This is a genomic window from Novosphingobium sp. NDB2Meth1, from assembly GCF_900117425.1.
In the GTDB taxonomy this organism is placed as follows: Bacteria; Pseudomonadota; Alphaproteobacteria; order Sphingomonadales; family Sphingomonadaceae; genus Novosphingobium.
Genome location: NZ_FPEH01000015.1, coordinates 79157 through 104251, shown reverse-complemented (window position 1 = coordinate 104251; position 25095 = coordinate 79157). Strand labels below are relative to the sequence as shown.

Here is a 25095-nt window from a genome sequence, read left to right as displayed (position 1 = left end):
GTCCTTAGAGCCGGTGCGAACACCCGTCACCCCGGACTTCATGGGGGGCCCGCTTTTCGGTCGCGATCAGTGCTCTCCCAGCGCCTTCGCCATCAAGCTTTCCATCCGCGCCACATCGACTGACAGCACAACCTCGGCCTGCCCCTCATCAAGGTGCGGGCGATAGGCATCGTGCCATGTCAGCATGTCGCCATAGCCCGCGCCGAAATCGGTATTGAAATCATACCACAGCCGCTCGGACTTCGTGACGATCGAAGGATCCAGCCAGACCGCCACCGCAATCTCGTCCCACATCGGAAAGCCCGGCTCCATCCGCCGCAGGAATGCCGCCACCGGTGGGCGCGAGGCCTTCGCCAGCCGCTCCAGCAGCGTCGGCGAAAGCTGCGTCGCGGTCGAAGGATCGGATGGAATGATCGTCACCTTGGGCCAAGGCGCATGCGCGGCCATGCTCGCCGCCTCCGGATCGAAGCGTATGTTGAACTCGCGCCGCGGCGTATTCACGAACTCGCGCGCGAAGTCGGAGGCGGACTTGCCCTCCAGCACCTGCCGCGGCGCCAGGCTCCCGCCCATGATCACCAGTTCCTTGACCAGCGAGGCGAACTCCGGATCGAGCCGCTGCGCCAGCGCCAGATTGGTGAGCGGCCCAGAGGCAATGATCGTCACCGCGTGCGGATGTGCGCGCACCGTGCGGATCAGGAACTGCGCGGCCGGTTCGTCCAGCGCCTTGAGCTTGGGATTGACCCACGGCAGGTCCACTGGCTCGAACGGACCGTGATAAGGCGGCGTGGACTGCGCAGTAGGCTCGGCCCACTGCTTCATGAATGCGCCTTTCCAGACCAGCTTGCCGTAGAGCGCTTCCCACCGTTCGGTGCGCGCCTCGCTGTTGAGCAGCGGAAGGGTCGCCCCTTCCGCCACCGGCACTTCGGTCCGTCCGAGCAGTTCAAGCCCGCGCAGCACCATCGCGGTCGCCCGGTTCGCCCAGACATTGCCCGAGACCGTCGTGATCCCCAGCACCTCGACGCGGGGATCCTCCAGCAGCATCAGATGCGGGATCGCGAACCCCTCGTCATCGATGATCACCTGCCGCTTCGGCTTCGCTGCCCACGCAGGAGCCATCACCCCAAACAGCAGCGCCAGCGCGAGAAGGACCCGCCCCACGCCTTACTGCGCCTTGCTCGCGTCGGTGCGGTACTTGTCGAACCACGCCAGGATTGCCGAAGCCTTGGCCGCCGATTGCGAAGGCCGCGCGGTGAACCCGCCATGGCTCGCTCCCGGCACCTTGACCAGCGCCGTCGGCACGCCGCGGATCTGCAGCGCGGCGTAGTACTGCTCGGATTCGCTCACCGGCGTGCGGTAGTCCTCGCTGCCGACCACCACCATCGTCGGCGTCTTCACGTTGCCGACGAGCGAAAGCGGCGAGCGGTTCCAATACGCCATCGGATCCTCCCACGGCTGCTTGCGGAACCAGTAGCGCGAGGTGAACCCGGTGCCGTCCATCGTCAGCGCCTCGCTGATCCAGTTGATCACCGGCTTCTGCGTCACGGCTGCCTTGAACCGGTCGGTCTTGCCGACGATCCAGCTCGTCAGCACGCCGCCGCCCGAGCCGCCCGTCACGAACAGGTTGTCGGGATCGGCCACGCCCTTGGCAATCGCCGCATCGACCGCGCTCATCAGGTCGCCGTAGTCGTCGCTCGGATAATTCTTGTCGATCGTGTTGGCGAATTCGCTACCATACGAAGTCGACCCGCGCGGATTGGTGAACAGCACCGCATAGCCATGCGCGGCATAAAGCTGATCGTCCGAGGAGAACACCGGCCCATAGGCGCTGTGCGGCCCGCCGTGGATCTCGAGGATCAGCGGCATCCGCTTGCCCGGCTGGTAGCCCGGCGGCAGCACCAGCCAGGCGCCGATCTTGCGCCCGTCGCTCGCCGTCACCTCAAGCGGTTCGACCCGCCCCATTGTCTTGCCCGCCATCAGCGTCGCGTCCAGCTGCGTTACCTGCCGCTTGCCGACAAACAAGTCCGCCGGGCGCGCGCCGCCGCTCGCATCGCCGGTCCAGGCGATGACCCCGCCCTTGGAAACGCTGAACTCGCCGCCGGTGTAGGGCCGGTCGATCCCGCCACCAGCCAGACCCTCCGCCAGCACCGTCAGCTTGCCCGCAAGGTCCACCCGCGCCACCTTGCGCACCGCCTTGTCGTCATACGAGACGAGCAGCGCGCGCCCGTCCGCCGCCCACTGCACATCCTCGATGCTGCGATCGAGCGAGGCCGTCAGCGCGCGCGGATTGGAGCCGTCACGGTCCATCACATAGAGCACGTCTTCCTGATAGCTCCGTCGCGTATCGTCGTAGCCCAGATAGGCAATCTTGCTGCCATCGGGCGAGAGCACCGGGTTGTGATCCGGCCCATAGCGCTTGGTCAGTTGGCTGAGCGTCCCGTTCGCCACATCGACCGCAAACACCTCGCTGTCATTCGGCTCGCGCTCCCAGTCTGCGCGGCGATTGGAGGAGAGCACCAGCGTGCGCCCGTCCGGCGAGAACGAGAGCGGCCCCGAAACGTCGAACTTGCCAAAGGTCAGCTGGCGCGGCGCGCCGCCGTCAGCCGCAACAATGAAAGCCTGATCGAACCCCGGCTTGAGATACCCCCCGCCATCGGCGCGGTACGTCACGCGATCGATGACCTCGAGCGGCTCGGCCCATTTCGCGCCCTCGGGCTTGGCCGGCGCGCTGCCGAGCTTGGTCGCCTCACCGGGCACGCGCATCACATAAGCGATCTGCTTGCCATCGGGCGACCATGCAAGGCTCGCCGGCGAATCAGGCAGTCCGGTGATCCGCGCCGTCGCGCCGCTCTCCATCCAGCGTACATAGAGCTGCGGCGATCCGCCCTCCTCCGCGCCGACATAGGCGAGCCGCTTGCCATCAGGCGACCAGACCGGAGAAAACTGCGAACCCGCCCCCGCCAGCGGCACCTGCTCGCCGCTCTTCACATCGACGAGCCAGATCGCCGAACGCATCTTGTCGGCCATGACATCACCCGACTTGCGGACATAAGCCACGCGCGACCCATCCGGGCTGATCTGCGGGGTGGAGGCCATTTCCAGCCCGAACAGGTCCGAACCGGTGAACAGCCGCGAAGGCTGCTCGGTTGTTGCAGCTGGTGCGTTCTGGGCCACAGCGGGCAGCGAAGTCGATAGCAGCAGGAGTGCAAGCGTCTGGCGAAGCATGGATAATTCCCATGTGATGAAGCGATGCGCCACCCTTGGCCCGCCGGGCCGCACCGGCGCAAGAGGTGTTTTACTCGCCTGCAACAGCTTCAATCGCAGCAAGATGCCGCGCGACTGCTTCAGGCGGCAGGAACGAGCCGGTGAAGCTGTTCCGCGCCAGTCGAGCCAGATCCCCGTGCGAAAGCCCCCGCGCCTCGGCCACAGCCTTGAAGTTGTCGAGGACATAGCCGCCGAAATAGGCCGGATCGTCCGAATTGACCGTCGCCTTCAGCCCCGCCGCCAGCATCCGGTCGAGCGGATGCGCCGCCAGATCGTTCACCACGCACAGCTTGAGATTGGAGAGCGGGCAGACCGTCAACGTCATCCCCTCGCGCGCCAGCCGCTCGACCAGCGCGCCATCCTCAAGCGCCCGGTTGCCATGATCGATCCGGTTGACCCCCAGCACATCGAGCGCCTCGTGGACATAGTCGGGAGGCCCTTCCTCCCCCGCATGCGCCGTCAGCTTCAGGCCCTTGGCCCGCGCCGCCGCAAACACGCGTGCGAATTTGCTCGGCGGATGGCCGAGCTCGCTGGAATCGAGCCCCACCGCCGTGATCCGGTCGAGCCATGGTTCGGCCATCGCCAGCGTCTCGAACGCCGCGTCCTCGCTCAGGTGCCGCAGGAAGCTCATGATCAGCCGCGATGTGATCCCCAGCCGCGCCTCCGCATCGGCCATCGCGGCTAGCAGACCCTCGATCACTGTACCGAACGCGATTCCCCGGTCGGTGTGCGTCTGCGGATCGAACATGATCTCGGCATGGACAACGCCGTCCGCTGCCACCCGCTCGAAATAGGCCATCGCCAGATCGCGGAAATCCGCCTCGGTCTGAAGGACACCCGCGCCTGCATAGTAGATGTCGAGAAAGTCTTGCAGGTTCGAAAAGGCATAGGCAGCCCGCACGTCCTCGACGCTGGCGAAGGGAATGCGCACTCCGTTGCGCTCCGCCAGCGCAAACATCAGCTCCGGCTCGAGGCTCCCCTCGATATGGAGGTGGAGCTCCGCCTTGGGCAGCTTCCGGATGAAGTCTTCAAGCTTGTCCATGGCCCGCATCCCTGTCCCAAACGCAGCGACCCAGAACATAAGTCTGTTTCACCGCCCGGTCATCGCCCAGTACCTGCAGTGCAAACAACCGCTCCGCCAGTGAAGCCCCGGCCGTCCGCCGCGCCATCAGCGGCGTCGCGGCATCGTCGAGTACCACGAAATCGGCTTCCTGACCCTCCGCCAGCATGCCCACTTCGCCATCGATATGCAGCAGCCGCGCCGACCCGCCTGTCGCCAGCCAGAGCGCGCGGAATGGATCGAGCACATAGCCGTTCGGCAATCCGGCCTGATACGCCAGACCACCATTATGCAGCAGCGAAAGCGATGTTCCCGCGCCGATATCGCTGCCCAGACCCAGCCGCACCCCATGCCGCTCGGCCTGCCCGAAATCGAACATACCGGAGCCGAGGAAGAAGTTGGAACTCGGGCATACCGCGATCCCCGCGCCCGTCTCCGCCAGCCTAGCGCAAGACCGGTCCGGCAGATGCACGCCATGCGCGAACACGGAGCGATCCGTGACCAGCCCGAAGCGGTCATAGGCATCGAGATAATCGACCGCCTCGGCAAACCGCACCGCCACGGCTGCGATCTCCGCCTTGTTTTCGGCCAGATGGGTATGCAGCAACACACCCGGATGCGCTGCCAGCAATTCCCCTGCGACAGCCAACTGCTCGTCGCTTGAAGTCAGCGCATAACGCGGCGTCACCGCATAGCCCAAGCGCCCGCGCCCATGCCACTTGGCGATCAGCGCCGCGCTCTCGGTCCTCGCTTCCCGAACGCTATCGCGCAGACCATCCGGCCCAAGGTCCATCAACACTTTGCCGCAGATCATGCGCAAATCGCGCGCCTCCGCCGCCGCAAAGAACGCCTCGACCGAAGCGGCGTGCACGGTGCCGAACACCAGCGCGCTCGTTGTGCCATGCCGCAGCAGCTCATCGAGGAATTCCTCTGCCACAGCTGCCGCGTGGACCGGGTCGGCAAAGGCCTTTTCCGCCGGAAAGATATGCCGCTCCAGCCAGTCGAGCAGCTGTTCCCCATGGCTCGCGATCCGGCCAAACTGCGGATAATGCACATGCGCATCGATCATGCCGGGGACGATCAGGCCCTCCAGCCGCTCCACTGCAAGCCCGGGAAAGCGCGGCGCCATATTCGAGTACGCTCCTCGCGCCACGATCCGCCCGCCGTCAATCACCAGCAGCCCATCAGCCTCATGGCGCACAGCATCCGGTCCTTCCGCCGGATCATGAGCCAAGCTCAGGAGTTCCCCGCGAAAGCCCTTCATGCCGCCGCTGCCTGAACCGCAGCCACCTGCGGCAGTTGCAGCACTTGCGCCAGCAGCGCGACCGCGATGACGTCAGGCTCCTTGCCCGTCACCCCCGGCAGCCCGATCGGACAAACCAGCCGCCCCCGCGCTTCCGCCGAAACCCCGTCCCGCTCCAGCCGCGCCAGAAACCGCGCGCGCTTGGTCAGCGAACCGATCAAGCCGGTGAACGCCAGTGGTGCGCGCGAAAGCGCCGCCAACGTGAGGCGATAATCAAGTGCATGATCATGGGTCAGGATCACCACCGCCGCCTCGTCCGGCGCATCCGCGACGCAGCCTGCGATCGCCTCGTCAGCCACCACCGTCACGCCTGCAATGTTGGCGAGTTCATCCCGCACATCGAACCACGCCAGCCGGATCGGCAGCCCCTCGACATGCCGCGCAATCGCCTGCCCGACATGCCCCGCGCCAAGCAGGTACACCGGCCGCCGATACCCCCCGATCACTTCGGCGATCCGCGCGCCCACGCCAGGCTTGTCACCACGCGCTGAAACCGGAATCGGCGGGCAATCATCGACCTGCCGGGCAATCCCCTGTTCGCCCAGCATGCTCACCAGCACCCGGCCTTCCGCCGCCTCGGCCAGCCAGCCAAGCGCCGCCCGGTCCACATGCTCCACCAGCAGCCGCACCCGGCCGCCGCAGCACTGGCCCAGCAGCGGCCCCAGCGGATAGTCCTGCACCCGCCACGTGCCCGGCGAATGGTCCAGCACCGCCCGCGCCTGCTCCACCGCGCGAAACTCCAGCGCGCCGCCGCCGATGGTGCCAAAGAGCGCGTCCGGCGTCACCAGCATCCGCGTCCCGGCCCCGCGCGGTGCGGAACCTTCGGTCGCCAGCACGCTGACCATCGCGACCGGCCCAATCCCCGCCAGACGCGCAAGATCGCTCAGCCACATGGTCACGCACGCAAACTCGCAAGCGCGCGCAGCACCGCCTCGGGCGTTGCCGGCGCATCCAGCTTCGGGAGTTCGCGCACCTCCGGAGCCGTCGCCGCAATCGCCGCCGAGATCGCGCAGAATACCGAGTTCGCCAGCATCAGCGGCGGTTCGCCCACCGCCTTCGAGCGGTGGATCGTTGGCTTAACGTTCTCGCCGTCCCACAAGTCGATCCGCATCCGCTTGGGCCGGTCAGACGCGGTCGGCACCTTGTAGGTCGCGGGCGAATGGTTGAGCAGGCGGCCCTTGGCGTCCCACTCCACCACTTCGGTCGTCAGCCAGCCCTGCCCCTGCACGAAGCCGCCTTCGATCTGCCCCCGGTCGATCGCGGGGTTCAGCGAGCGACCGACATCATGCAGAATATCGACAGCCAGCACCTTGTGCTCACCCGTCAGCCTGTCGACGACGACCTCCGAAACCGCCGCACCATAAGCGAAGTAGTAGAAAGGGCGCCCCCGGTGTGCGGCGCGATCGTATTCGATCTCCGGCGTCGCATAGAACCCGGTCGACGAGAGCGAAATCCGACCCAGCCACGCCTTGCGCGCCGCTTCGGCAAACGAAAGCCGCGTCTCACCCGCAATCACGCCCTCAGCAGTGAACCGCACCTCGTCCGCCGCGCATCCGAACGCCCCGGCGAGGAAATCCGCCATCCGCTCCCGGATCGCCATGGCCGCGCGCCATGCCGCCATGCCATTGAGGTCCGCGCCCGAACTGGCCGCCGTCGCAGACGTATTGGGCACCTTGTCGGTCCGCGTCGCGGTGATCCGCACCGTATCGACACCCACGCCGAACACATCGGCTACGATCTGCGCGATCTTGATGTGCAGCCCCTGCCCCATCTCGGTCCCGCCATGGTTCGCCTGGATCGAACCATCGGCATAGACATGGACCAGCGCACCCGCCTGATTGAGGTGCGTGGTGGTGAAGCTGATGCCGAACTTCACCGGCGTCAGCGCGATACCCTTCTTGAGTAGCGGCGAGCCCGCATTGAACGCGGCAATCGCCTCGCGCCGAGCATCGTAGCGCGAGGTTTCCCGAAGCCGCGCAATCATTTGCGGGGCAATGTTGTCCTCGATTGTCATGCCATAAGGCGTCATATCGCGCCCCGGCCCGTAGAGATTGCGCTGCCGCACTTCGAGTGGATCGAGCCCCAGCCGCGCCGCCACATGGTCGCACACGCGCTCGATCGCCAGCATCCCCTGCGGCCCGCCAAAACCGCGGAACGCCGTCGCCGATACCGTGTTCGTCTTCAGCCGCTCCGAAAGGATTTCGACATCCGGCAGGAAATAGCAGTTGTCGGCATGGAACATCGTCCGGTCGTTGATCCCCGGGGACAAGTCCATCGTCGCGCCGCAGCGCCCGCCGAAGCGAAGCTTGACCGCTGTCAGCCGCCCCTCGGCGTCATGCCCAACCTCGTAATCGACCTCGAAATCATGCCGCTTGCCCGTCACGATCATGTCGTCGTCGCGGTCGCAGCGGAACTTTGCGGGCCGCCCGGTATGGTGCACCACCAGCGCCGCCGCCGCCGCAAACAGTGCCGCCTGGCTTTCCTTGCCACCAAATGCCCCGCCCATGCGCCGCACTTCGACGGTGACGTCAGCGCTGCTCTTGCCCAGCAGATGCGCCACCAGATGCTGCACTTCGCTCGGGTGCTGGCTGGAAGAGACGACATGGATCTGCCCGTCCTCCCCCGGCCGCGCATGCGCGACCTGCCCCTCCAGATAGAAGTGATCCTGCGCGCCGATCTTCAGCGAACCTGCCAGCCGGTGCTCTGCCCCCGCGAGCGCAGCGTCTGCATCACCGCGCGCCATGCACTGGTCCGCCTCGATCCGCGAACCCGCCGCGCGGGCCTGCTCGACGGTAATCGCGGCCTCGAGCGGTTCGTAGGTTACCTTGCCCAGCCGCGCCGCCTTGCGCGCCGCCATCCGCGTCTCCGCCGCCACCAGAAACACCGGCTGGCCATGGCTCACCACTTCGCCGTCGGCCAGCACACGATCGTCATGCGCAATTGGCCCGACGTTGTTCTCGCCCGGAATATCCGCCGCCGTGTAGACCGCAACGACGCCCGGATAGGCCCGCACCGCCTCCAGATCGATGCTGACAATCCGCGCCCGCGCTTCGCTCGAAAGCCCGAACGCGAGATGCAGCGTCCCCGGCAGCTCAGGCTCGTCGTCGACATAGCGCGCGATCCCAGCGACGTGCAGGTGCGCGCTGTCATGCGCCAGTGCCGGCATGGCCGCTTCGGGCCAGAGCGGGTTCCCTTCGGCCATCAGCAGGCCTCCACGTCGAGCACCGACGTCGCGACGCCCCGCTCGCGGTGCCACAGCCGCCACAGCAGTGCCGAGGCTACCTCGATCCTATAAGCCGAGCTGCCGCGCACATCGGTCAGCGGGCTGAAATCACCTTTAAGGGCCTCCGCTGCCGCCGCTATGGTCGCCTCGCTTAATGGCTGGCCGACCAGCGCCGCCTCGCATCCCGCAGCGCGCCGAGGCGTTGCCGCCATGCCGCCGAACGCGACCCGTGCGGCAGTGATCACCCCCGTCTCCACCGTCAGCGCAAATGCGCCCAGAACCGCCGAGATATCACTGTCGAACCGCCGCGAAAGCTTCGAGACATGCACCACCGTGCCCGTCGCCGGACGCGGCACGAACACGCTTTCGACAAACTCGCCCGGCATCCGGTCTTGCCTGCCGTAATCGAGGAAATAGGCCTCCAGCGGCATTGTCCGCCGCCCCGCGGACGACCGCAGCGTCAATTCCGCCCCAAGCGCGATCAACGCCGGCGGCCCATCCCCGATGGGCGAGCCATTGGCAATATTGCCGCAGACCGTGGCCGAAGAGCGCACCTGCAGCCCCCCGATCCGGCGCACCAGTTCGCCCAGATCCGGATGCAGCCGCGCGAGCGCCCCATGCGCCTCGGCATAGCGCACGCCAGCGCCCAGTCGCACGCCGTCCGGCGTTTCCTCGATGGCCTTCAGGTCCGCCACATCGCCGATGAAGACCACGGTCTGCAAATCCCGCAGCCCCTTGGTCACCCACAAGCCGACGTCGGTCGCCCCTGCCACGATCCGCGCATCGGGATGCACCGCCAGCACTTCGACAAGCTCGTCCGAACTACGCGGCACAAACCACTGCCGAGCCTCGAAAACGCCGCTCGTCATCGCATCACCTGCCAGCCCTGCCAGTCCGGCCAGCACTGCGGCATCATCCTGCGCGAGCGAGGACACCGCCTCTCCCGCTTCCAGAATCGGTCCATAACCGGTGCAACGGCACAAGTTGCCTGCAATGGCATCAGCCACCGGCAGGTCGCTCCCCAGCGCCCCGATCGCGCGCCCATGCAGCGACATCACGAAGCCCGGCGTGCAGAACCCGCACTGGGAACTTCCGTTCGCCGCCATGCACGCCTGCAGTGGATTGAGCTTGTCCTTGGCGCCAAGGCTCTCGACCGTCATCACCGCCTTGCCGTGCACCATCGGCAGAAACAGGATGCAGGCATTCACCGCCCGCCATTGCACGCGGTCTTCGCTTGCCTCACCCACCAGCACCGTGCAAGCCCCGCAATCCCCTTCCGCGCAGCCTTCCTTGGTGCCCGTCCGCCGCAGCGGCCCGCGCAGCAGGTCGAGCAGCGTGCCCGCAGGATCGGGCGCCGTCAGTTCGACAACTTCGCCATCGAGCAGGAAGCGCAAGGCCACGGTTCAGCTCCCTCGGTAGGTCGAATAGGCGAAGGGCGAGACGAGCAGCGGCACATGATAGTGCCCCTCTTCCGAGACGCCGAACGCGATACGCACGTCACCCAGGAACGGCGGATCGGGCAGCGTGACCCCCTCGCCCGCAAAGTATTCCGCCACCGCAAAAGTCAGCGCATAGCGCCCCGGCGCGAGGTCCGGCAGGCCCGGACAGCGCCCATCAGCATTGGTTTCGCCCGCGAACAGCGCCTCGCCATCCGCGTCTTCCAGCCACAGTTGCATGCCCGCGGCAGGCCTGCCGTGCATCGTATCGAGCACATGCGTCGAAAGCGTCGTCATCAGGGTGCTCCTGCTTCGATCCAGCGGCCCAGCGCCTCACGCTCGGCCTTGGTCATTCCGGTCGTGTTGCCCAGCGGCATGATCTCGGCATCAACCGCGACCTTTTTCACCCGCGCCGCGAACTGGCGGGCGTGTTCATGGCTGTCGAGCATCACGCCCAGCGGCGGTGCGGTCACGAGATCGCTGGTCGGTTTCTCGGCATGACAAGATACGCAATGCTTCTGGAAGATCGGCTCGACGCTGGCCCAGTCCGCCGAGCCGCCGGTAGCCTTCGCGGCACCCGCCTTCTCCGCCGAAACATAGGTCACGCTTGCCAGTGCCAAGATCGCCGCAACGAGGATCGCCCGCCCCAGCGGCTGCCCCCTGTGCCGCAAGTTGAACACGTGCCGGACCGCCACGCCCGTCGCGCCCAGCAGCGCCAGCACCAGCCACGGCCGGTCCGCGCCGAAGGTCATCGCGTAGTGGTGGCTGATCATGATGAACAGCACCGGCAGCGTCATGTAATTGTTGTGCAAGGACCGCGCCTTGGCCGCCTTGCCGAGCGCCGGATCGGGCACTTCGCCCTTGACCAGCGCCGCCACGACCTTGCGCTGGTTGGGGATAATCACGAAGAACACGTTGCCGACCATCGCTGTCCCGATGATCGCACCCACATGCAGATAGGCGCCGCGTGCGCTGAAGATCTGGCACAGCCCCCACGCCGCAGCCACCAGCACCGCAAACCAGACCACCCCCAGCGTCCGGTCATCGCGCCCGAGCGGCGAACGGCACAGGCCATCATAGACCAGCCACCCCGCGACCAGCGCTGCCGCGCCGATTCCGGAGGCCTGCAGCGGCGTCAGCGCCGCCTTGGCCGGGTCGATCAGGAAACTCGCGGCGCCCACCCAGTAGACCAGCACCAGCAGCGAAAAGCCGGTGATCCACGTGGTGTAAGCCTCCCACATGAACCAGTGCAGGTCTTCCGGCATCTGCTTGGGCGCGACCTGATACTTCTGCTTGTGATAGAATCCGCCGCCGTGGACCGACCACACCTCGCCGGAAGCCTCACCGGCCTTGGGCGTCACCAGATGGTTGTCGAGCCAGACAAAGTAGAACGATGAGCCGATCCACGCGATGCCCGCCGTCAGGTGGAACCAGCGGATCGCCAGATTCAGCCATTCCGCGAGATCGATGTTCAGGGCTATATTCATCGCGCATCCTCCAAGCGGAGCCGCACGATCTCGCCGATCTGCGCAATGGCCGTCGCGATCTCCGTCTCACGATCATGCGCCAGCCGCGCTTCCATCGCCGCGAGGATGCCCGCCTTGTCGGTCAGCCGCACGCAGATGATGAAAGGGAAGCCGAAGCGCTCCCGATAAGAGGCATTCAGCGCATGGAACTGCGCAAACTCCGCCTCGGTCAGCCGATCCAGCCCTGCACTCGCCTGTTCCGCCGCCGAGGCCTCGGTCAGCGTCTTGTCGATGGCGGCCTTCCCCGCCAGCTCCGGGTGCGCACGGATCAGGGCGAGCTGTTCCTCGGGCGTTGCCGCGTATACAACCGCCATAAGATCCGCATGCCGGTCTCCGCTCGAAGGCAGCGCATCCGCACGCGCCTCGATCCAGGGGCTATGCTCGAACAACGCCGTCACGAGGTTGCTCCCTCAAGGCTGACATGGGCAGAGACGACCTTCCAACCGTCGAAAAACTTCACCCAGCTCTGGCTCTGCCGTCCGCGCCGTTCAGAGCCCTCACGGAAAAACTCCGCATCCGCTGTGGCAAAAGCATCGCCGTAAACGGTGATCGCCACATGCCCCAGCCGCCGCTGCGGTGATCCGCCGCGCCCCTTGCGGAACTCGCGGATGGCCTCGATCCCCCACAGCACTTCGCCCACGCCAAAGCGGTTGGTTGTCGGTGAATCGTGAAAGAGCGCGTCCATCGCGAGCAGATCGTCGGCCATCAGCGCGCGCTCGTACTCGTGGAACGCCGCCGTCACTTCGGCGAGCAGCACCGGATCGTTCACCGTCATGCCGGATGCTCCGTCAGCCAGTGCCGCGCGATATCGACGCGCCGCGCGATCCACGCGTCGCCGCTCGCCATGACATGATCGACAAACCGCGCCACGGCACGCGCCCGGCCCGGACGACCCGCGATCCGCCCGTGCAGGCCAATCGACATCATCCGGCCACCTTCCTCGCGCAATTGCTCAAAGGTATCGTACAAGTACCTGAAAAACTGCTCGCCTTCGGTGAACCCATTGAGCGCCACGATCTTCATGTCGTTGGCATCGAGCGAATAAGGCACGATCAGCTGCGGCTTGCCATGCCGCCGGTCCCAGTAGGGCACATCATCGGCATAGCTGTCCGCATCGTAGAGAAAGCCGCCCTCCTCCACCACCAGCCGAGCAGTGTTCGGCGATGTCCGCCCCTGATACCAGCCCAGCGGCCGCTCCCCGGTCAGCTCGGTATGCAGCGCAATCGCCTTGGCAATGTGCTCGCGCTCCACGTCTTCCGGCACATACTGGTAGTCGATCCAGCGATAGCCGTGGCTCGCCACTTCCCAGTCGGCCCCAAGCATTGCCTCGACCGCCGCGGGATTGGCCGCCATCGCCGCTGCCACGCCGAATACCGTCACCGGCACGCCCCGCTCGCTGAACAGCCGGTGCAGCCGCCAGAAACCGGCGCGGCTGCCGTATTCATAGAGGCTTTCCATCGCCATCGCCCGCGCCGGATGGCTCGCGGCGCCGACCATTTCGGAAAGGAACGATTCCGAACCTTTGTCGCCATTGAGGACAGAGTTTTCCGCGCCTTCCTCGTAATTGATCACGAACTGCACGGCGACCTTGGCCCCGCCCGGCCAGCGCGCGTCCGGCGGTGTCGCCCCATAGCCGGCGAGGTCCCGCTCGGAGGTCATGCCGCCTCCCACGCCGCCAGCGCCGCCGGTACCGCCGCGCCCAGCGGAACCGCATGTCCAGCCGCCGTAAGACAGGCCTCCAGCGCCGCCAGCGTCAGCAGCACCTTGTGCTTCATCGCGTTGTAGCCCATCGCGCCCAGCCGCCAGATCTTGCCTTGCAGCGGGCCGAACGCGGTCCCGATCTCGATCTCGAAATGCCCACGCATCGCAGTTCGGATCGCCTCGCCATCCACGCCCGCCGGGATGTAAACGCCCGTCACATTGGTCATCCGGTGCGCGTCATCGCCATAGACGGTGAGGCCCATCGCGCGCACCCCCGCCGTCATCGCCGCGCCCGCCTTGCGGTGCCGGGCGAAGCGCGCTTCAAGCCCCTCGCCCAGCGCCACCCGCGCGCATTCACGCGCGGCATAGAGCATCGAAGTCGCCTCGGTATGGTGGTTGAGCCGCTTCTCCGACCAGTAGTCCATGATCATCGCCAGATCGAAGTAGTTGGAGGGAATGCGCGGCCCCGCACCGTCCGCGATGTCCGCGCGCCTGATCCCCTGCTCGACATGCCGCCGCGCGAAGATGCGCTCCGCGGCGCGGTCCGAAATCGTGATCGGCGCGCTGCCCGACGGCCCGCCAAGGCACTTCTGCAGGCCCCCGGTCACCACATCGACGCCCCACCGGTCCGCCGCGATCTCCATGCCGCCCAACGTCGCGCAGGCATCGACGTAGAGATAGGCCCCCGCCGCCTTGCACAAATCGCCCAGCCCATCGAGCGGCTGCGCCATCGTGGTCGAGGTATCGCCGTGCACTGTGGCGACCACCTTCGGGCCATACCGCTCAATCGTCTCGGCGATCGCCTCCAGCGGGACGACTTCGCCCCACGGTACGCTGACCTGCTCGATCTTCGCGCCCAGCCGCGTGAGGATTTCGGTCAGGAGCAGCCCGAAGCGCCCGAAGTTCACCACCAGCACCGTGTCACCGGGCTCGACAAGGCTCACCAGCGACGCCTCGATGGCCGCGCGCGCGGTACCGTCGATCAGCATCGTCCACTGGTTCGCGGTCCCGAACACCGGGCGATAAAGCGCCATGACCTGGTTCATGAACCCGGTCATTTCCGGATCGAACTGGCCGAGCAGGTCCGCTGACATCGCGCGCAGCACGCGCGGGTGGGCGTTGACCGGGCCCGGCCCCATCAGCAGGCGCTGCGGCGGATCGATCTCGCCGAACAAGGTGGGATCAAGCGTCACATTTCGCTCCCAAAAGTCTGATAAAGCCGGACATTACCGCCAGCGCCGCTTCGGCATCCGCTGGCTCGACATGCTCGACCGGATTGTGGCTCACTCCGCCCCTGCAACGCAGGAACAGCATGGCGGTGGGGCAGAGCGCAGCCATGATCATCGCATCGTGCCCCGCGCCGGACACCAGCCGGAACGGACGGTGCCCCGCTTCTGCCGTTGCGGCATCGAGCAGGTCCATCAGCGCCGGATCGCAAGGGCTTGCTGGCAGATCGTGTACCTGCCGCACCGACAGCCCCAGGTCGCGCCGCCCAGCAATCCCACGGAACCTGCGCAGGATATCTTCCGCCGCCCGGTCCCGCACCGCCGCATCGCCCGCGCGCACATCAAGCGTGAACCGGCTGCGCCCCGCGATAACGTTGGCCGCGCCCGAAGGCACCTCGACCACGCCCACCGTGGCGACGAGATCGGCTGGCCCCGCCGTCGCCACCTCTTCAGCAGCGAGCACCATTTCCGCCATGCCTGCCACCGCATCGCGCCTCAGGGCCATCGCCGTGGTTCCCGCATGGCCCGCAGTGCCGCACAGCCCGATCTCGAACCGCAATTGCGCCGCGATCCCGGTCACGGTGCCCAGCGCCAGCCCTTCGGCTTCCAGCACCGGCCCCTGCTCGATATGGGCCTCAAGATAGCCAAGGATCTCGCCCGCCTCGCGTCTCGCCGATGGGTAAGCCGCAAGATCGAGCAGATCGCCCAGCCGCACGCCATCGCGGTCGGCCACGTCCAGCGTCGCGTGATCAAGCGTGCCCGCAACGGCGCGGCTGGTCAGCATGGCGGCAGGAAAGCGGCTCCCCTCCTCATCGCCGAAAGCGTAGACTTCGATCGCGAACGGCAGGCGCACATCGCTCGCGGCCAACGCCGCAACCGCTTCGATCCCCAGCATGACCCCCAGCGGCCCGTCATAGGCCCCGGCATTTCGCACGCTATCGATATGGCTGCCGATCACCAATGTGCGAGCGCCAGGCTCACGCCCCTCATAACGCCCGATCAGGTTCGCAGCTGCATCGCGCCAAACGGTCATGCCCGCCTCGGCCATCCACGCCGTAATCTGCTCCTGCGCCGCGTGGTAGGCAGGCGAGAGATACGTGCGCGTCAGCCCCTCGGCACTGTCGCTGAAAGGCTGAACGGCAAGCGCATCGCAGCGCGCAACGGCCCGGGCGCCGCCGCTCACCATGCCGCCACCCCGCCATCGCTGCGCGGATCGGTCGCGCCATCCAGCCGCCCATCCGGATGGCGCACGATCGCCCCGGCATGCCCCATTGTCGCGGTCAGCGGCCCGACCCGCTCCACCGCATGCCCCGCCGCTTCGAGCGCAGCATAAAGCTCAGGCGAAAAGCCATCCTCCAGCTTGAGCGTGGTCGACTGATCGCCCCAGGTTCGCCCCAGCAGCCAGCGCGGCGCGCTGATCGCTTCCTGCAAGTCTGTGCCGAACCGGGCGTACCGGCTGAACAGCGCCGCCTGCGTCTGCGGCTGCCCTTCCCCGCCCATCGTGCCATAGGCCATCACCCGCCCATCATCGAACTTCGCCAGCGCGGGATTGAGCGTGTGGAACGGCTTGCGATAGGGTTTGAGGGCATTCCAGCCGCTCTCTGCCAGCCGGAAGCTGCTGCCCCGGTTCTGCCACGTGATTCCGGTCTTCGGCAGCACCAGCCCCGAGCCGAACTCGAAATAGGTCGACTGGATCGCGCTTGCGACGCGCCCCTCGCCGTCAGCGGCGCCAAACCAGCAGGTATCGCCCCACTGCGGCGGCTGCGGCCACGGCAGGGCACACGCCGGATCGATCTTGGCCGCCAGCGCATCAAGCGCCGCCGCATCGTCCAGCAGGCCCTGAAAATCGAACGCTGCAAAGGCCGGATCGCCGACATGCCGGTCGCGCAGCAGGAAGGCCTGCTTGGTCGCCTCGACCAGCCCATGGACATGCGCAAACCCGTCCGCCACATCCGCTTCCAGCCGATCGAACAGCGCGAGGATCACCAGCGAGGCAAACCCCTGCGTCGGCGGCGCCGAGTTCCACAGGCGCGCATCCTTAAACCGCACCGTCAGCGGTTCGGGCCGCGTCCCGACATGCGCCGCAAGGTCCGCTGCCGAGACCGGGCTACCAAGCGCTACAAGATCCGCCGCAATGTCCGCCGCGAGCGCGCCGGTGTAGAAGCTCTCCAGGCCCTCGTCACAAAGCCGCCGCAAGGTTTCCGCCAGTGCAGGCTGGCGCAGCACATCATCGCGGCGCAGCGGGCGCCCTTCAGGCTCGAAGATCGCTGCGTAGGAACCCGGCTGGACACGCAGTTCCGGGCCCTTCGCCTCGGCGATAGCAGCCTGACCCGCGGTAACTGCAACACCTGCTTCGGCATAGGCAATCGCATCGCGCAGCAGCCGGTCCAGCGGCAGCGAGCCGCCCGCGCCCGCCAACGCCGCCGCCCAGCCCGAAATCGTCCCTGCGACCGTATTGGCCGCGAGCGGTCCGCGAAACGGCACTGCCTCCAGCCCGGCGTACATCGCAAGCGAGATCGCCCCCGCCGCCCCGCCGCAGCCATGGATGCCATGCACCGCGCCATCCGGCTCATGGATCACCCAGAACCCGTCCCCGCCGATCCCGGTCATATGCGGATAGACGACCGCAAGGCACGCCGCGACCGCCACGGTCGCCTCCACCGCATTGCCGCCATCCTGCAGCACGGACAGCCCCGCCTCCGCCGCCAGCCGATGCGGCGCGGTGACGATGCCCTTGCGGCCCGAGACGGTTGTCAGCCCCATCAGTTTGGCAGCGCTGCGACAAAGGCGCGCACAACATGCGCCGAATTGGCCGAGGCGAGGTGCTCGAAGACATATTCCATGTTCTTGTGCGGATCGCCGCCGGCGAGGTCGGACAGGCTCCGGAACACGATCGCCGGCACCGCGTTGCTCATCGCCACCTGCATCACCGCGGCGCTTTCCATATCAAGCACCCGCGCCTTCCACGCGCGCTGCAGGTAGATGCGGAACGCGGCGTTGTCGGCATAGATGCCCGCGGTCACGCCTGTTCCGCCAACCTGCACCTTGGGCATGCGCGGCAGGCACAGCGCTGAGCCCGCACGCATCTTGTCCGATGGGGGCACGCAACGTTCGAGCGTGATCGTGGGCACCACCTTCTTCGCCAGCGCCAGCAAATCGGCGTCGACCGGAATGCGGTACACCCGCTGCATCGGCGCGCTCGGCGTGGTGATCAAAGTCCCGCGCGGGAAGATGAAGTTCCAGTTGGCGGGCGACTCCGCATCGCCCTTGTCCGGCGGCATCCATCCCGTCTTGGTCTTCCGCGCGAACGAACCTTCAAGATACTGTCCCCAGTTTTCCGGCACAACAACATCGCCGATGGACAGCGCCGGGTCGACGCCCCCCGCGATGCCTGAAAACACGATCCGCTTCACGTTGAACCGGTCGAGCACCAGCTGCGTGCTCATCGCCGCGTTCACCACGCTGACGCCGCTTTGCATCAACACGACCGGTTTGCCCTCAAGCGTCCCCGTCAGGAAAGTATTGCCGTTGATCGTGTGTTCCTTGGCATCCTTGATCGTCGGCACGAGCGAGTGCCATTCGGGATAGAACGCCGTCATGACCACCGTGCGCGGGGTGTCATCGAGCTTTTGCGCCCACGCCGGCGTTGCCAGCAGCGCGGCGAACATCAGAAAAACAAGACGGATCATGCAGCAGCCATCCAGGCAAAGCGCGCCACGAACAGCGCGGCGAGCGTGTAGAGAAACCAGTCCTTCGTCGTGGCCTGACCCTTGAGCAGCTTGAGCAAGGCATGGGCAGTGATGCCGAAGGCTAGGCCGTTGGCGATCGAGAAGGTCAGCGGGATCATCGCGACCGTGAGGAACGCCGGGATCGCCGCCATCGGATCCTCCCAGTCGACTTCGGTGAGCGGCAGCAGCATCAGCCCGCCGACCACGACGAGCGCAGGCGCGGTCGCCGCCAGCGGCACGAAGCTCGCATAAGGCGCCACGAACATCGTCGCGAGGAACAGCAGCCCGCAGACCACCGCCGTCAGCCCCGTGCGGCCACCCGCCTGCACGCCCGCCGCGCTTTCGACATAGCTCGTCACGGTGGACGTGCCCGCCATCGCGCCGACCATCGTCGCCACCGCATCCGTCATCAGGATGCGGTTGAGCCCCGGGATCTTGCCCGCCGCGTCCATCAGCCCGGCACGCTTGGTCACCGCGACCAAGGTGCCGATATTGTCGAACAAATCGACGAAGAGGAACACGAACAGGATTTCCAGCAGCCCAAGCCCGGCCTTCCCAGAAAGCCCGAAAACGCCCGGAATATCGAGCTTGAACGCCGTCGCCGTCAGTGCAGCGAGGCTGTAGGGCTCGGTCGGCGCATGGACCTGGCCCATCACCCAGCCGGCCAGCGTCGTCAGCACGATCCCGATCAGCATCGCGGCGCGCACGTTCCACACGCTGAGGGTGCCGATGATCACGAGGCCGAACAGCGCCAGCGCCGGCCCCGGCTGCGTCACGCTGCCCAGCGCCACGAACGTTGCGGGATTGGCCACCACGATCCCCGCATCCTTCAACCCGATAAAGCCGATGAACAGCCCGATGCCGCCCGCCACCGCCGCAAACAGGTGCTGCGGGATCACCGAGACGATCAGCTGGCGCACGCCCGTCAACGTCAGGATCAGGAAGGCGACGCCCGAGATGAACACGCAGCCGAGCGCCACCGGCCAGGGCACGCCCATCTGCTGCACCACGGTGAAGCTGAAATAGGCGTTGAGCCCCATGCCCGGCGCCAGCGCCAGCGGGGTGTTCGCCACCATGCCCATCAGGATCGAGGCAAAGGCCGCGGCAAAGCATGTCGCCGCCGCTACCGAAGCCACCGGCAGCCCCGCCTGCCCAAGGATCGCCGGATTGACGAGCACGATATAGGCCATCGTCAGGAAGGTGGTGAACCCTGCCAGCACTTCGGTGCGCACATCGGTGCCGCGCTCGCTGAGTTTGAACCGGGCCTCCAGCATTCCCCCAGTGTTTTCGGCCGTGGCCGCTTCGCCCGTCATGTCATTTCCCCCGCATAAGCCCCGGCCGGCATGCTCACGCCGGTCACGCCCCGTTCTTCAAGTTCATGCGCCAGCCGCAGCAGCGCGCCTTCCCCGCCCCGCATGCCGATCAGTTGCAAGCCCAACGGGAGCGCGCCCGGACGCTTGAGCGGCACCGCCAGCACAGGAAGGCCCGTAAACGTGATTGACTGGGTATGGATGCCCAGATTGGACCGCGCCGGGCTAGGCTCGCCGTCGATCAGGATCATGGGATCCGCGATCAGCGGGGCGGAACAAGGCGCGGACGGTGCGAGCAGTACATCGAAGTCCGATACCAGTGCTTCGATCCGCGCCACATACTCGGTCCGGAACGCCAGGGCGCGCTCGTACAGCGCATCGGGCAGCAATGCTCCCGCGATCAGCCTGTCGCGTACCGCCGGATCATAGCCGAACGGATCGGCCTTGAGCGCCTCGCGGTGCAAATGGCCGCCTTCATACGCGGTGATCACGAAGGCCGCACTGCGCGCCCTCGGGACGTCCGGCAGGACAAGCAGCGGGGCATCGGGAGCAATCGCATCAATCGCGGCAAGCTGCGCCGGATCGGCATTCTCGCGGAAACGCCCCCCGAGCCGAGCGATCCTTGGAGCGGCGGCGCTGGGCGCAACGGCGCCGCCGCGCAGCACCTCCCAGACCATCGCAAGATCACCCAAATCAGCCGCAAATGGCCCGATCTCGTCAAAGCTTTCGGCAAACGGGAACGTTCCGGCCACCGGCAGATCGCCGCGTGCTGGCCGCAGGCCATAGAGCCCGCACAGGCTTGCGGGTACGCGCACCGAACCGTTGGTGTCCGACCCCAACGCCAGCGGGACCAGCCCCGCCGCCACGGCTGCCGCTGATCCGCCGGAAGATCCACCAGCCAGACGCGCGGGATCATGCGGATTGCGCGTCGTCCCATAATCCGCGTTCACCGTGGCAAAACCATAGGCAAAGGCGTCCATATTGACCGTCGCACAAAGCACCGCGCCCGCTGCCTGCAACCGTCGCACCGATTCGGCATCTGCCGCAGCCGCAGGCCCCTTGGCCCGTGCCGCCGAGCCCGCAGTGGTCGGCAAACCTTCAACGTCGAACAAGTCCTTCACCACATAGGGCACGCCCGCCAGCTGCCCGGCGTCTTCGCCCCGCGCGATCCTGGCGTCGACCGCCGATGCTTCCGCCATCGCCCGCTCGGCCAGTACGCGGGTCACCGCCACATGCCTGTCGGCGCGCAAGGCATCGAGCGTGCGCGCTGCAACCGATGCAGCGCTGATGTCGCCCGAACGCACCGCTGCCGCGATGGCAGTCGCCGTCCTCATGCGCCGCCCTCGCCCAGCGCGATCCGCGCATGCTGCGTCAAAAGTGCAAGGTTGGCCTGCACGCCCGGACGGCATTCTTCCGGCACCGGCAGATCGATCTCCCCGGCCCGCGCCAGCATTGCGGCTTCATCCTGCGGCGGGAGCGGCAGTGCCGCAGCCGCAGCCGCCGCATCCAGTTCCTGCCGCCAGCGCCCTGCCAGCCACGCGCAGACGAACAGCTGCAACTGGTGGAAGATCATCAAGGGCAGGATCACCATGCCCACCTGCGCCGGAGCAAACAGTGCCCCCGCCATCGGCACGCCGGAAACGAGGCTCTTCTTCGAGCCGCAGAACAGCAGGACAATGGCATCCTCGCGCTTCAGGCCCGCCGCCCGCGCGGCTACACCGTTCACCGCGATCACGATGGCGAGCATCACGGCGGAGGCCAGAAGCAGCACACCGAGATCGAACGGCCCGACGCGCTGCCACACCCCGTTCACGACCGCCGCGCTGAACGCCGAATATACCACCAGCAGGACCGAAGAGCGGTCAACGGGCTGCAGCAGCTTCTTGTGCCCGTCGATCCAGGTGCCGATCACCGGCCGCAGCAAGTGCCCCGCCAGGAACGGCAGCAGCAACTGCGTCCCGATCTTCTGCACAGAGGCCCACTCGTCCATCCCGGCGTTTCCGCCCGAATGGATGAACACCGCCACCAGCAGCGGCGTCAGCACGATGCCGAGCAGGTTCGAGAGCGATGCGCTGCACACTGCCGCCGCGACATTGCCGCCCGCCATCGCGGTAAAAGCAATCGAGCTTTGCACCGTCGAGGGCAGCAGCGCGAGGAACAGCAGCCCCACCGCCAGCGAGGGATCGATCACCCGCCCCGTCAGCGCCGCCGCCGCCAACCCCAGCGCCGGAAACAGGATGTAGGTGAAGGCCAGCGCCATCAGATGCAGCCGCCAGTGCCCGATCCCCGCAAGGACCGCTTCGCGCGATAGCTTGGCCCCGTGGAGGAAGAACAGCAGCACGATCGCACCGTCCGCCGCAACGTCGAACGCCGTCAGCACAGCCCCGCGTGCGGGCAGCACGCTGGCCGCCACGACACAGCCCACCAGCCACAGCAGGAACGGATCGACCTTGGGTATCGTGATGCGCATGGCCATGGGTCCCGCCGCTATGCCGCGCCGCACCCTACCGAGCGAGCGCAATGAACCGGACGGTTTGTTGCAAAAAAGAGAGCGCTCGTCACCACTTGGCTATGCTCCATCCCCGGCGAGCACCGGCTCCTCGTCCGCCGTTTCGTGCGGCAGGATCAGGTTGAGCACGATCGCCATGATCGCCGCCGGCAGCACGCCCGAAGACAGCAGCATCCGCGCTGTCTCCGGCAAGTGCGCCAGCGCGGTCGGCTCAAGCTGCAGGCCTAGCGCCAGTGACAGGCTCACCCCGAACACCAGCATGTTGCGCTGGTTCCACGTGACGCCCGAGAGCATGGAAAGCGCCGCCGAAGCGACCATGCCGAACATCACGATCACCCCGCCGCCCAGCACTTCGATGGGGATCGTGGTGATCACCGCGCCGATCTTGGGCACCAGTCCGCAGACGATCAGGAACAGCGCGCCAAGCGTCACCACGTGGCGGCTCATCATCCCCGTGATCGCGATCAGGCCGACGTTCTGGCTGAATGTGGTGTTGGGCATCGCGCCGAAGATCGCGGCCAGCGCCGTCCCCGCACCGTCCGCCGCCACAGCGCCCTTGAGTTCGGCATCGGTGGCAGGGCGCCCCGCCGTTCCCTCGCAGATCGCCTCGACATCACCGATGGACTCGATCGAGGACACGAACCCCGTGAGCACGAAACCCAGCACCGCCGAAGCTGAGATAGCAAAGCCGAAGTGAAACGGCTGCGGGACCATGACCAGCGGCGCGGCGCCCACCGCAGCAAACGAAATCCGCCCCATCGCCAGTGCGACAAGATAGCCCGCCAGCAACCCTAGCAGCACAGATGCCGTCGACCAGATCCCTCGCGCGAAGAACTTGAGGCCGAGCGTCGCCAAAACCACCACCCCGGCCAGCAGCCAGCTTGTCCCTGCACCGAACGCGGGTGTACCCACCGCAGGCACACCCCCCGCCGCATATTGCACCCCGATCCGCATCAGTGAGAGACCGATCATCAGCACGACAAGCCCGGTGATCATCGGCGGCAAGGCAAACCGCACGCGCCCGACGAAGACGCTGAGCGCGCCATGTACCAGCCCGCCGATGAGCGCCGCCGTGGTCAATTCCGCCATCGCGCCGACGCCGCGCCCCGCCACAATCGGGATCATCACCGGGATAAATGCAAAGCTCGTTCCCTGCACCAATGGCAGCCGCGCGCCGATGGGGCCAAAGCCGACCGTCTGCATCAAGGTGGCGATCCCGGCGAAGAGCATAGCCATCTGGATCATGTAGATGAGTTCCGAAGGGTCCGCCGAACCAAACCCGAAGCCCGCCGCCCCTGCGACGATAATCGGCGGGGTGAGGTTCGAAACAAACATCGCCAGCACGTGCTGGATGCCCAGAGGAAGCGCGAGAGCCATGCCGGGGAAGAAGTCCGGGTCACGGGCCTGGGAGCGGCTGACCGAAACAGGCAATGGCACGGCAGGCAGTCTCCTATCCGGTTGCGATCAGCCGATCGAGCGAGCGGCGCGCCGCCGCAAGAATGGACGCACGCGGCGTCTGCACGAGGTCGCCCCGGCGCACGACGGCGCGCCCTTCGACGAACAGGTCGCGCACGCCCACAGGCGGCGCAAGCACCAACCCTGCAACGAGATCCCACGCGCCGGTCGAGGCGACATCGGCCATGTCCCACACCGCCACGTCAGCGCGCAGGCCCGGCTTCAGCTGGCCCAGATCAGGCCGCCCCAGCACCGCCGCACCGCCGCGCGTCGCCAGCCGCAGCGCCTCGCGCGCGGCAAACGCGGTCGCGCCATGGGTCACCCGCTGGAGCAACAGCGCCTGCCGGGCTTCGCCGAGCAGGTTCGCGGTATCGTTCGAAGCCGAACCATCGACTCCCAACCCCACCGGAACACCCGCATCAACCATCGCCCTTACCGGGGCCACGCCCGAACCCAGGCGGCAGTTGGAGCCGGGACAATGTGCGACGCCGGTCTTGCTCCGCGCAAACAGATCGATCTCGCCGTGGTCGAGCTGAACGCAGTGCGCATGCCACACATCGGACCCGGTCCAGCCCAGTTCCTCGGCATATTGCCCCGGCCGGCAGCCGAACCGCTCGAGACTGAAGGCAACGTCATCGGCATCCTCGGCGAGGTGCGTATGCAGCATCACGCCCTTGTCGCGCGCCAGCAGCGCCGCATCGCGCATCAGTTCCCGGCTCACCGAAAACGGCGAACAAGGCGCCACGCCCACGCGCACCATCGCGCCATCTGCGGCATCGTGGAACCGGTCGATCACGCGGATGCAGTCGGCAAGAATCGCATCCTCGCGCTCGACGAGGCTGTCGGGCGGCAGCCCGCCTGCGCTCTCGCCCACGCTCATGCTCCCCCGTGTCGCGTGGAAGCGCACCCCGATCCCGGCGGCGGCATGGATGGTGTCGTCGAGCGTCACGCCATTGGGGAACAGGTAGAGATGGTCGCTGCTCAGCGAGCAGCCGGATAGCGCCAGTTCCGCCAGCCCCAACTGCGTCGCAGCGAACACGTCATCGGGCGTGTAGCGCGCCCAGACCGGATAGAGCCGCTTCAGCCAGCCGAACAGCGAAGCCTCGGTCGCCCCCGGCAAAGCGCGGGTCAGCGTCTGATACAAGTGGTGGTGCGTGTTGATCAGTCCCGGCGTCACCACGCAGCCGGCCGCTTCGACGATCTCGTCGGCATGGCCGGCCAGCGGCGCCAGTTCCGCCGTCGTGCCCACCGCGAGAACCACCCCATCGCGCAGCGCCACCGCACCGCCGGCAATTTCGCTGCCCGCATCGTCCATCGCGGCGACCACCGCCGCATTGCGGATCAGCGTCAGCGCCAT

The 25095-nt window shown here is 66.9% G+C and carries 21 protein-coding genes; all 21 read right to left on the bottom strand.

Going from position 1 to position 25095, the window contains the following annotated elements; translation table 11 throughout:
• Positions 1-66 precede the first annotated feature (66 nt).
• The gene (locus tag NDB2M1_RS10045; protein WP_371328196.1) at positions 67-1158 is read right to left on the bottom strand and encodes a nucleoside hydrolase; all 1092 of its coding nucleotides are present in this window, start codon (positions 1156-1158) and stop codon (positions 67-69) included.
• A 3-nt stretch (positions 1159-1161) separates the two neighbouring features.
• Positions 1162-3222 (bottom strand): S9 family peptidase, encoded by a 2061-nt coding sequence (locus tag NDB2M1_RS10040; protein WP_072381932.1) that lies wholly within the window; start codon positions 3220-3222, stop codon positions 1162-1164.
• Positions 3223-3292: 70 nt separating this feature from the next.
• Positions 3293-4303: an adenosine deaminase gene (locus NDB2M1_RS10035; protein WP_072381930.1), complete on the bottom strand. Its 1011-nt coding sequence runs from the start codon at positions 4301-4303 to the stop codon at positions 3293-3295.
• On the bottom strand, positions 4290-5585 hold the full coding sequence (gene guaD, locus NDB2M1_RS10030) for a guanine deaminase (RefSeq protein ID WP_072381928.1): 1296 nt from the start codon (positions 5583-5585) through the stop codon (positions 4290-4292). Before guaD ends, NDB2M1_RS10035 begins: the two co-directional genes overlap by 14 nt.
• A complete protein-coding gene (xdhC, locus tag NDB2M1_RS10025) occupies positions 5582-6517 on the bottom strand; it encodes a xanthine dehydrogenase accessory protein XdhC (protein ID WP_143146741.1) in 936 nt (311 codons plus the stop codon). Before xdhC ends, guaD begins: the two co-directional genes overlap by 4 nt.
• Positions 6518-6519: 2 nt before the next feature.
• Complete coding sequence (xdhB, locus tag NDB2M1_RS10020) at positions 6520-8826, bottom strand: xanthine dehydrogenase molybdopterin binding subunit (RefSeq protein WP_072381924.1); 2307 nt, start codon at positions 8824-8826, stop codon at positions 6520-6522.
• On the bottom strand, positions 8826-10247 hold the full coding sequence (gene xdhA, locus NDB2M1_RS10015) for a xanthine dehydrogenase small subunit (protein WP_072381922.1): 1422 nt from the start codon (positions 10245-10247) through the stop codon (positions 8826-8828). The genes xdhB and xdhA overlap by 1 nt, the downstream gene beginning before the upstream one ends.
• A 3-nt stretch (positions 10248-10250) precedes the next feature.
• Entirely contained in the window at positions 10251-10580 is a 330-nt protein-coding gene (uraH, locus tag NDB2M1_RS10010) for a hydroxyisourate hydrolase (RefSeq protein ID WP_171955363.1), read from the bottom strand.
• Positions 10580-11770 (bottom strand): urate hydroxylase PuuD, encoded by a 1191-nt coding sequence (locus NDB2M1_RS10005; RefSeq protein ID WP_216233992.1) that lies wholly within the window; start codon positions 11768-11770, stop codon positions 10580-10582. Before NDB2M1_RS10005 ends, uraH begins: the two co-directional genes overlap by 1 nt.
• Complete coding sequence (gene uraD / locus NDB2M1_RS10000; protein ID WP_072381918.1) at positions 11767-12207, bottom strand: 2-oxo-4-hydroxy-4-carboxy-5-ureidoimidazoline decarboxylase; 441 nt, start codon at positions 12205-12207, stop codon at positions 11767-11769. The genes NDB2M1_RS10005 and uraD overlap by 4 nt, the downstream gene beginning before the upstream one ends.
• Entirely contained in the window at positions 12204-12584 is a 381-nt protein-coding gene (gene hpxZ, locus NDB2M1_RS09995; RefSeq protein ID WP_072381916.1) for an oxalurate catabolism protein HpxZ, read from the bottom strand. Before hpxZ ends, uraD begins: the two co-directional genes overlap by 4 nt.
• The gene (gene puuE / locus NDB2M1_RS09990; protein ID WP_072381914.1) at positions 12581-13468 is read right to left on the bottom strand and encodes an allantoinase PuuE; all 888 of its coding nucleotides are present in this window, start codon (positions 13466-13468) and stop codon (positions 12581-12583) included. Before puuE ends, hpxZ begins: the two co-directional genes overlap by 4 nt.
• On the bottom strand, positions 13465-14649 hold the full coding sequence (locus tag NDB2M1_RS09985; protein WP_083554827.1) for a pyridoxal-phosphate-dependent aminotransferase family protein: 1185 nt from the start codon (positions 14647-14649) through the stop codon (positions 13465-13467). Before NDB2M1_RS09985 ends, puuE begins: the two co-directional genes overlap by 4 nt.
• A 43-nt stretch (positions 14650-14692) precedes the next feature.
• Positions 14693-15922, bottom strand: coding sequence for an allantoate amidohydrolase (locus NDB2M1_RS09980; protein WP_072381910.1), 1230 nt, complete (start codon positions 15920-15922; stop codon positions 14693-14695).
• A complete protein-coding gene (locus NDB2M1_RS09975) occupies positions 15916-17499 on the bottom strand; it encodes a gamma-glutamyltransferase family protein (protein ID WP_072381908.1) in 1584 nt (527 codons plus the stop codon). Before NDB2M1_RS09975 ends, NDB2M1_RS09980 begins: the two co-directional genes overlap by 7 nt.
• A complete protein-coding gene (locus NDB2M1_RS09970; protein WP_072381906.1) occupies positions 17499-18425 on the bottom strand; it encodes a 5'-methylthioadenosine/S-adenosylhomocysteine nucleosidase in 927 nt (308 codons plus the stop codon). Before NDB2M1_RS09970 ends, NDB2M1_RS09975 begins: the two co-directional genes overlap by 1 nt.
• The gene (locus tag NDB2M1_RS09965) at positions 18422-19777 is read right to left on the bottom strand and encodes an NCS2 family permease (RefSeq protein WP_072381904.1); all 1356 of its coding nucleotides are present in this window, start codon (positions 19775-19777) and stop codon (positions 18422-18424) included. The genes NDB2M1_RS09970 and NDB2M1_RS09965 overlap by 4 nt, the downstream gene beginning before the upstream one ends.
• Positions 19774-21108 (bottom strand): AtzE family amidohydrolase, encoded by a 1335-nt coding sequence (locus NDB2M1_RS09960; RefSeq protein ID WP_072381902.1) that lies wholly within the window; start codon positions 21106-21108, stop codon positions 19774-19776. The genes NDB2M1_RS09965 and NDB2M1_RS09960 overlap by 4 nt, the downstream gene beginning before the upstream one ends.
• Positions 21105-22244, bottom strand: coding sequence for a bile acid:sodium symporter family protein (locus NDB2M1_RS09955; protein ID WP_072381900.1), 1140 nt, complete (start codon positions 22242-22244; stop codon positions 21105-21107). Before NDB2M1_RS09955 ends, NDB2M1_RS09960 begins: the two co-directional genes overlap by 4 nt.
• Before the next feature lie 99 nt (positions 22245-22343).
• Positions 22344-23720, bottom strand: a complete 1377-nt coding sequence (locus NDB2M1_RS09950; protein WP_253185836.1) for a uracil-xanthine permease family protein — start codon at positions 23718-23720, stop codon at positions 22344-22346.
• A 13-nt stretch (positions 23721-23733) separates the two neighbouring features.
• A complete protein-coding gene (locus tag NDB2M1_RS09945; RefSeq protein ID WP_072381896.1) occupies positions 23734-25095 on the bottom strand; it encodes an 8-oxoguanine deaminase in 1362 nt (453 codons plus the stop codon).

Coding starts and splice junctions, on each gene's coding strand:
- NDB2M1_RS10040 (WP_072381932.1), bottom strand. CDS start 3,222: ATGCTTCGCCAGACGCTTGCACTCCTGCTGCTATCGACTTCGCTGCCC.
- NDB2M1_RS10035 (WP_072381930.1), bottom strand. CDS start 4,303: ATGGACAAGCTTGAAGACTTCATCCGGAAGCTGCCCAAGGCGGAGCTC.
- guaD (WP_072381928.1), bottom strand. CDS start 5,585: ATGAAGGGCTTTCGCGGGGAACTCCTGAGCTTGGCTCATGATCCGGCG.
- xdhC (WP_143146741.1), bottom strand. CDS start 6,517: ATGTGGCTGAGCGATCTTGCGCGTCTGGCGGGGATTGGGCCGGTCGCG.
- xdhB (WP_072381924.1), bottom strand. CDS start 8,826: ATGGCCGAAGGGAACCCGCTCTGGCCCGAAGCGGCCATGCCGGCACTG.
- uraH (WP_171955363.1), bottom strand. CDS start 10,580: ATGACGACGCTTTCGACGCATGTGCTCGATACGATGCACGGCAGGCCT.
- NDB2M1_RS10005 (WP_216233992.1), bottom strand. CDS start 11,770: ATGAATATAGCCCTGAACATCGATCTCGCGGAATGGCTGAATCTGGCG.
- hpxZ (WP_072381916.1), bottom strand. CDS start 12,584: ATGACGGTGAACGATCCGGTGCTGCTCGCCGAAGTGACGGCGGCGTTC.
- puuE (WP_072381914.1), bottom strand. CDS start 13,468: ATGACCTCCGAGCGGGACCTCGCCGGCTATGGGGCGACACCGCCGGAC.
- NDB2M1_RS09985 (WP_083554827.1), bottom strand. CDS start 14,649: ATGGGGCCGGGCCCGGTCAACGCCCACCCGCGCGTGCTGCGCGCGATG.
- NDB2M1_RS09980 (WP_072381910.1), bottom strand. CDS start 15,922: ATGGTGAGCGGCGGCGCCCGGGCCGTTGCGCGCTGCGATGCGCTTGCC.
- NDB2M1_RS09975 (WP_072381908.1), bottom strand. CDS start 17,499: ATGGGGCTGACAACCGTCTCGGGCCGCAAGGGCATCGTCACCGCGCCG.
- NDB2M1_RS09970 (WP_072381906.1), bottom strand. CDS start 18,425: ATGATCCGTCTTGTTTTTCTGATGTTCGCCGCGCTGCTGGCAACGCCG.
- NDB2M1_RS09965 (WP_072381904.1), bottom strand. CDS start 19,777: ATGACGGGCGAAGCGGCCACGGCCGAAAACACTGGGGGAATGCTGGAG.
- NDB2M1_RS09960 (WP_072381902.1), bottom strand. CDS start 21,108: ATGAGGACGGCGACTGCCATCGCGGCAGCGGTGCGTTCGGGCGACATC.
- NDB2M1_RS09955 (WP_072381900.1), bottom strand. CDS start 22,244: ATGCGCATCACGATACCCAAGGTCGATCCGTTCCTGCTGTGGCTGGTG.
- NDB2M1_RS09945 (WP_072381896.1), bottom strand. CDS start 25,095: ATGGCGCTGACGCTGATCCGCAATGCGGCGGTGGTCGCCGCGATGGAC.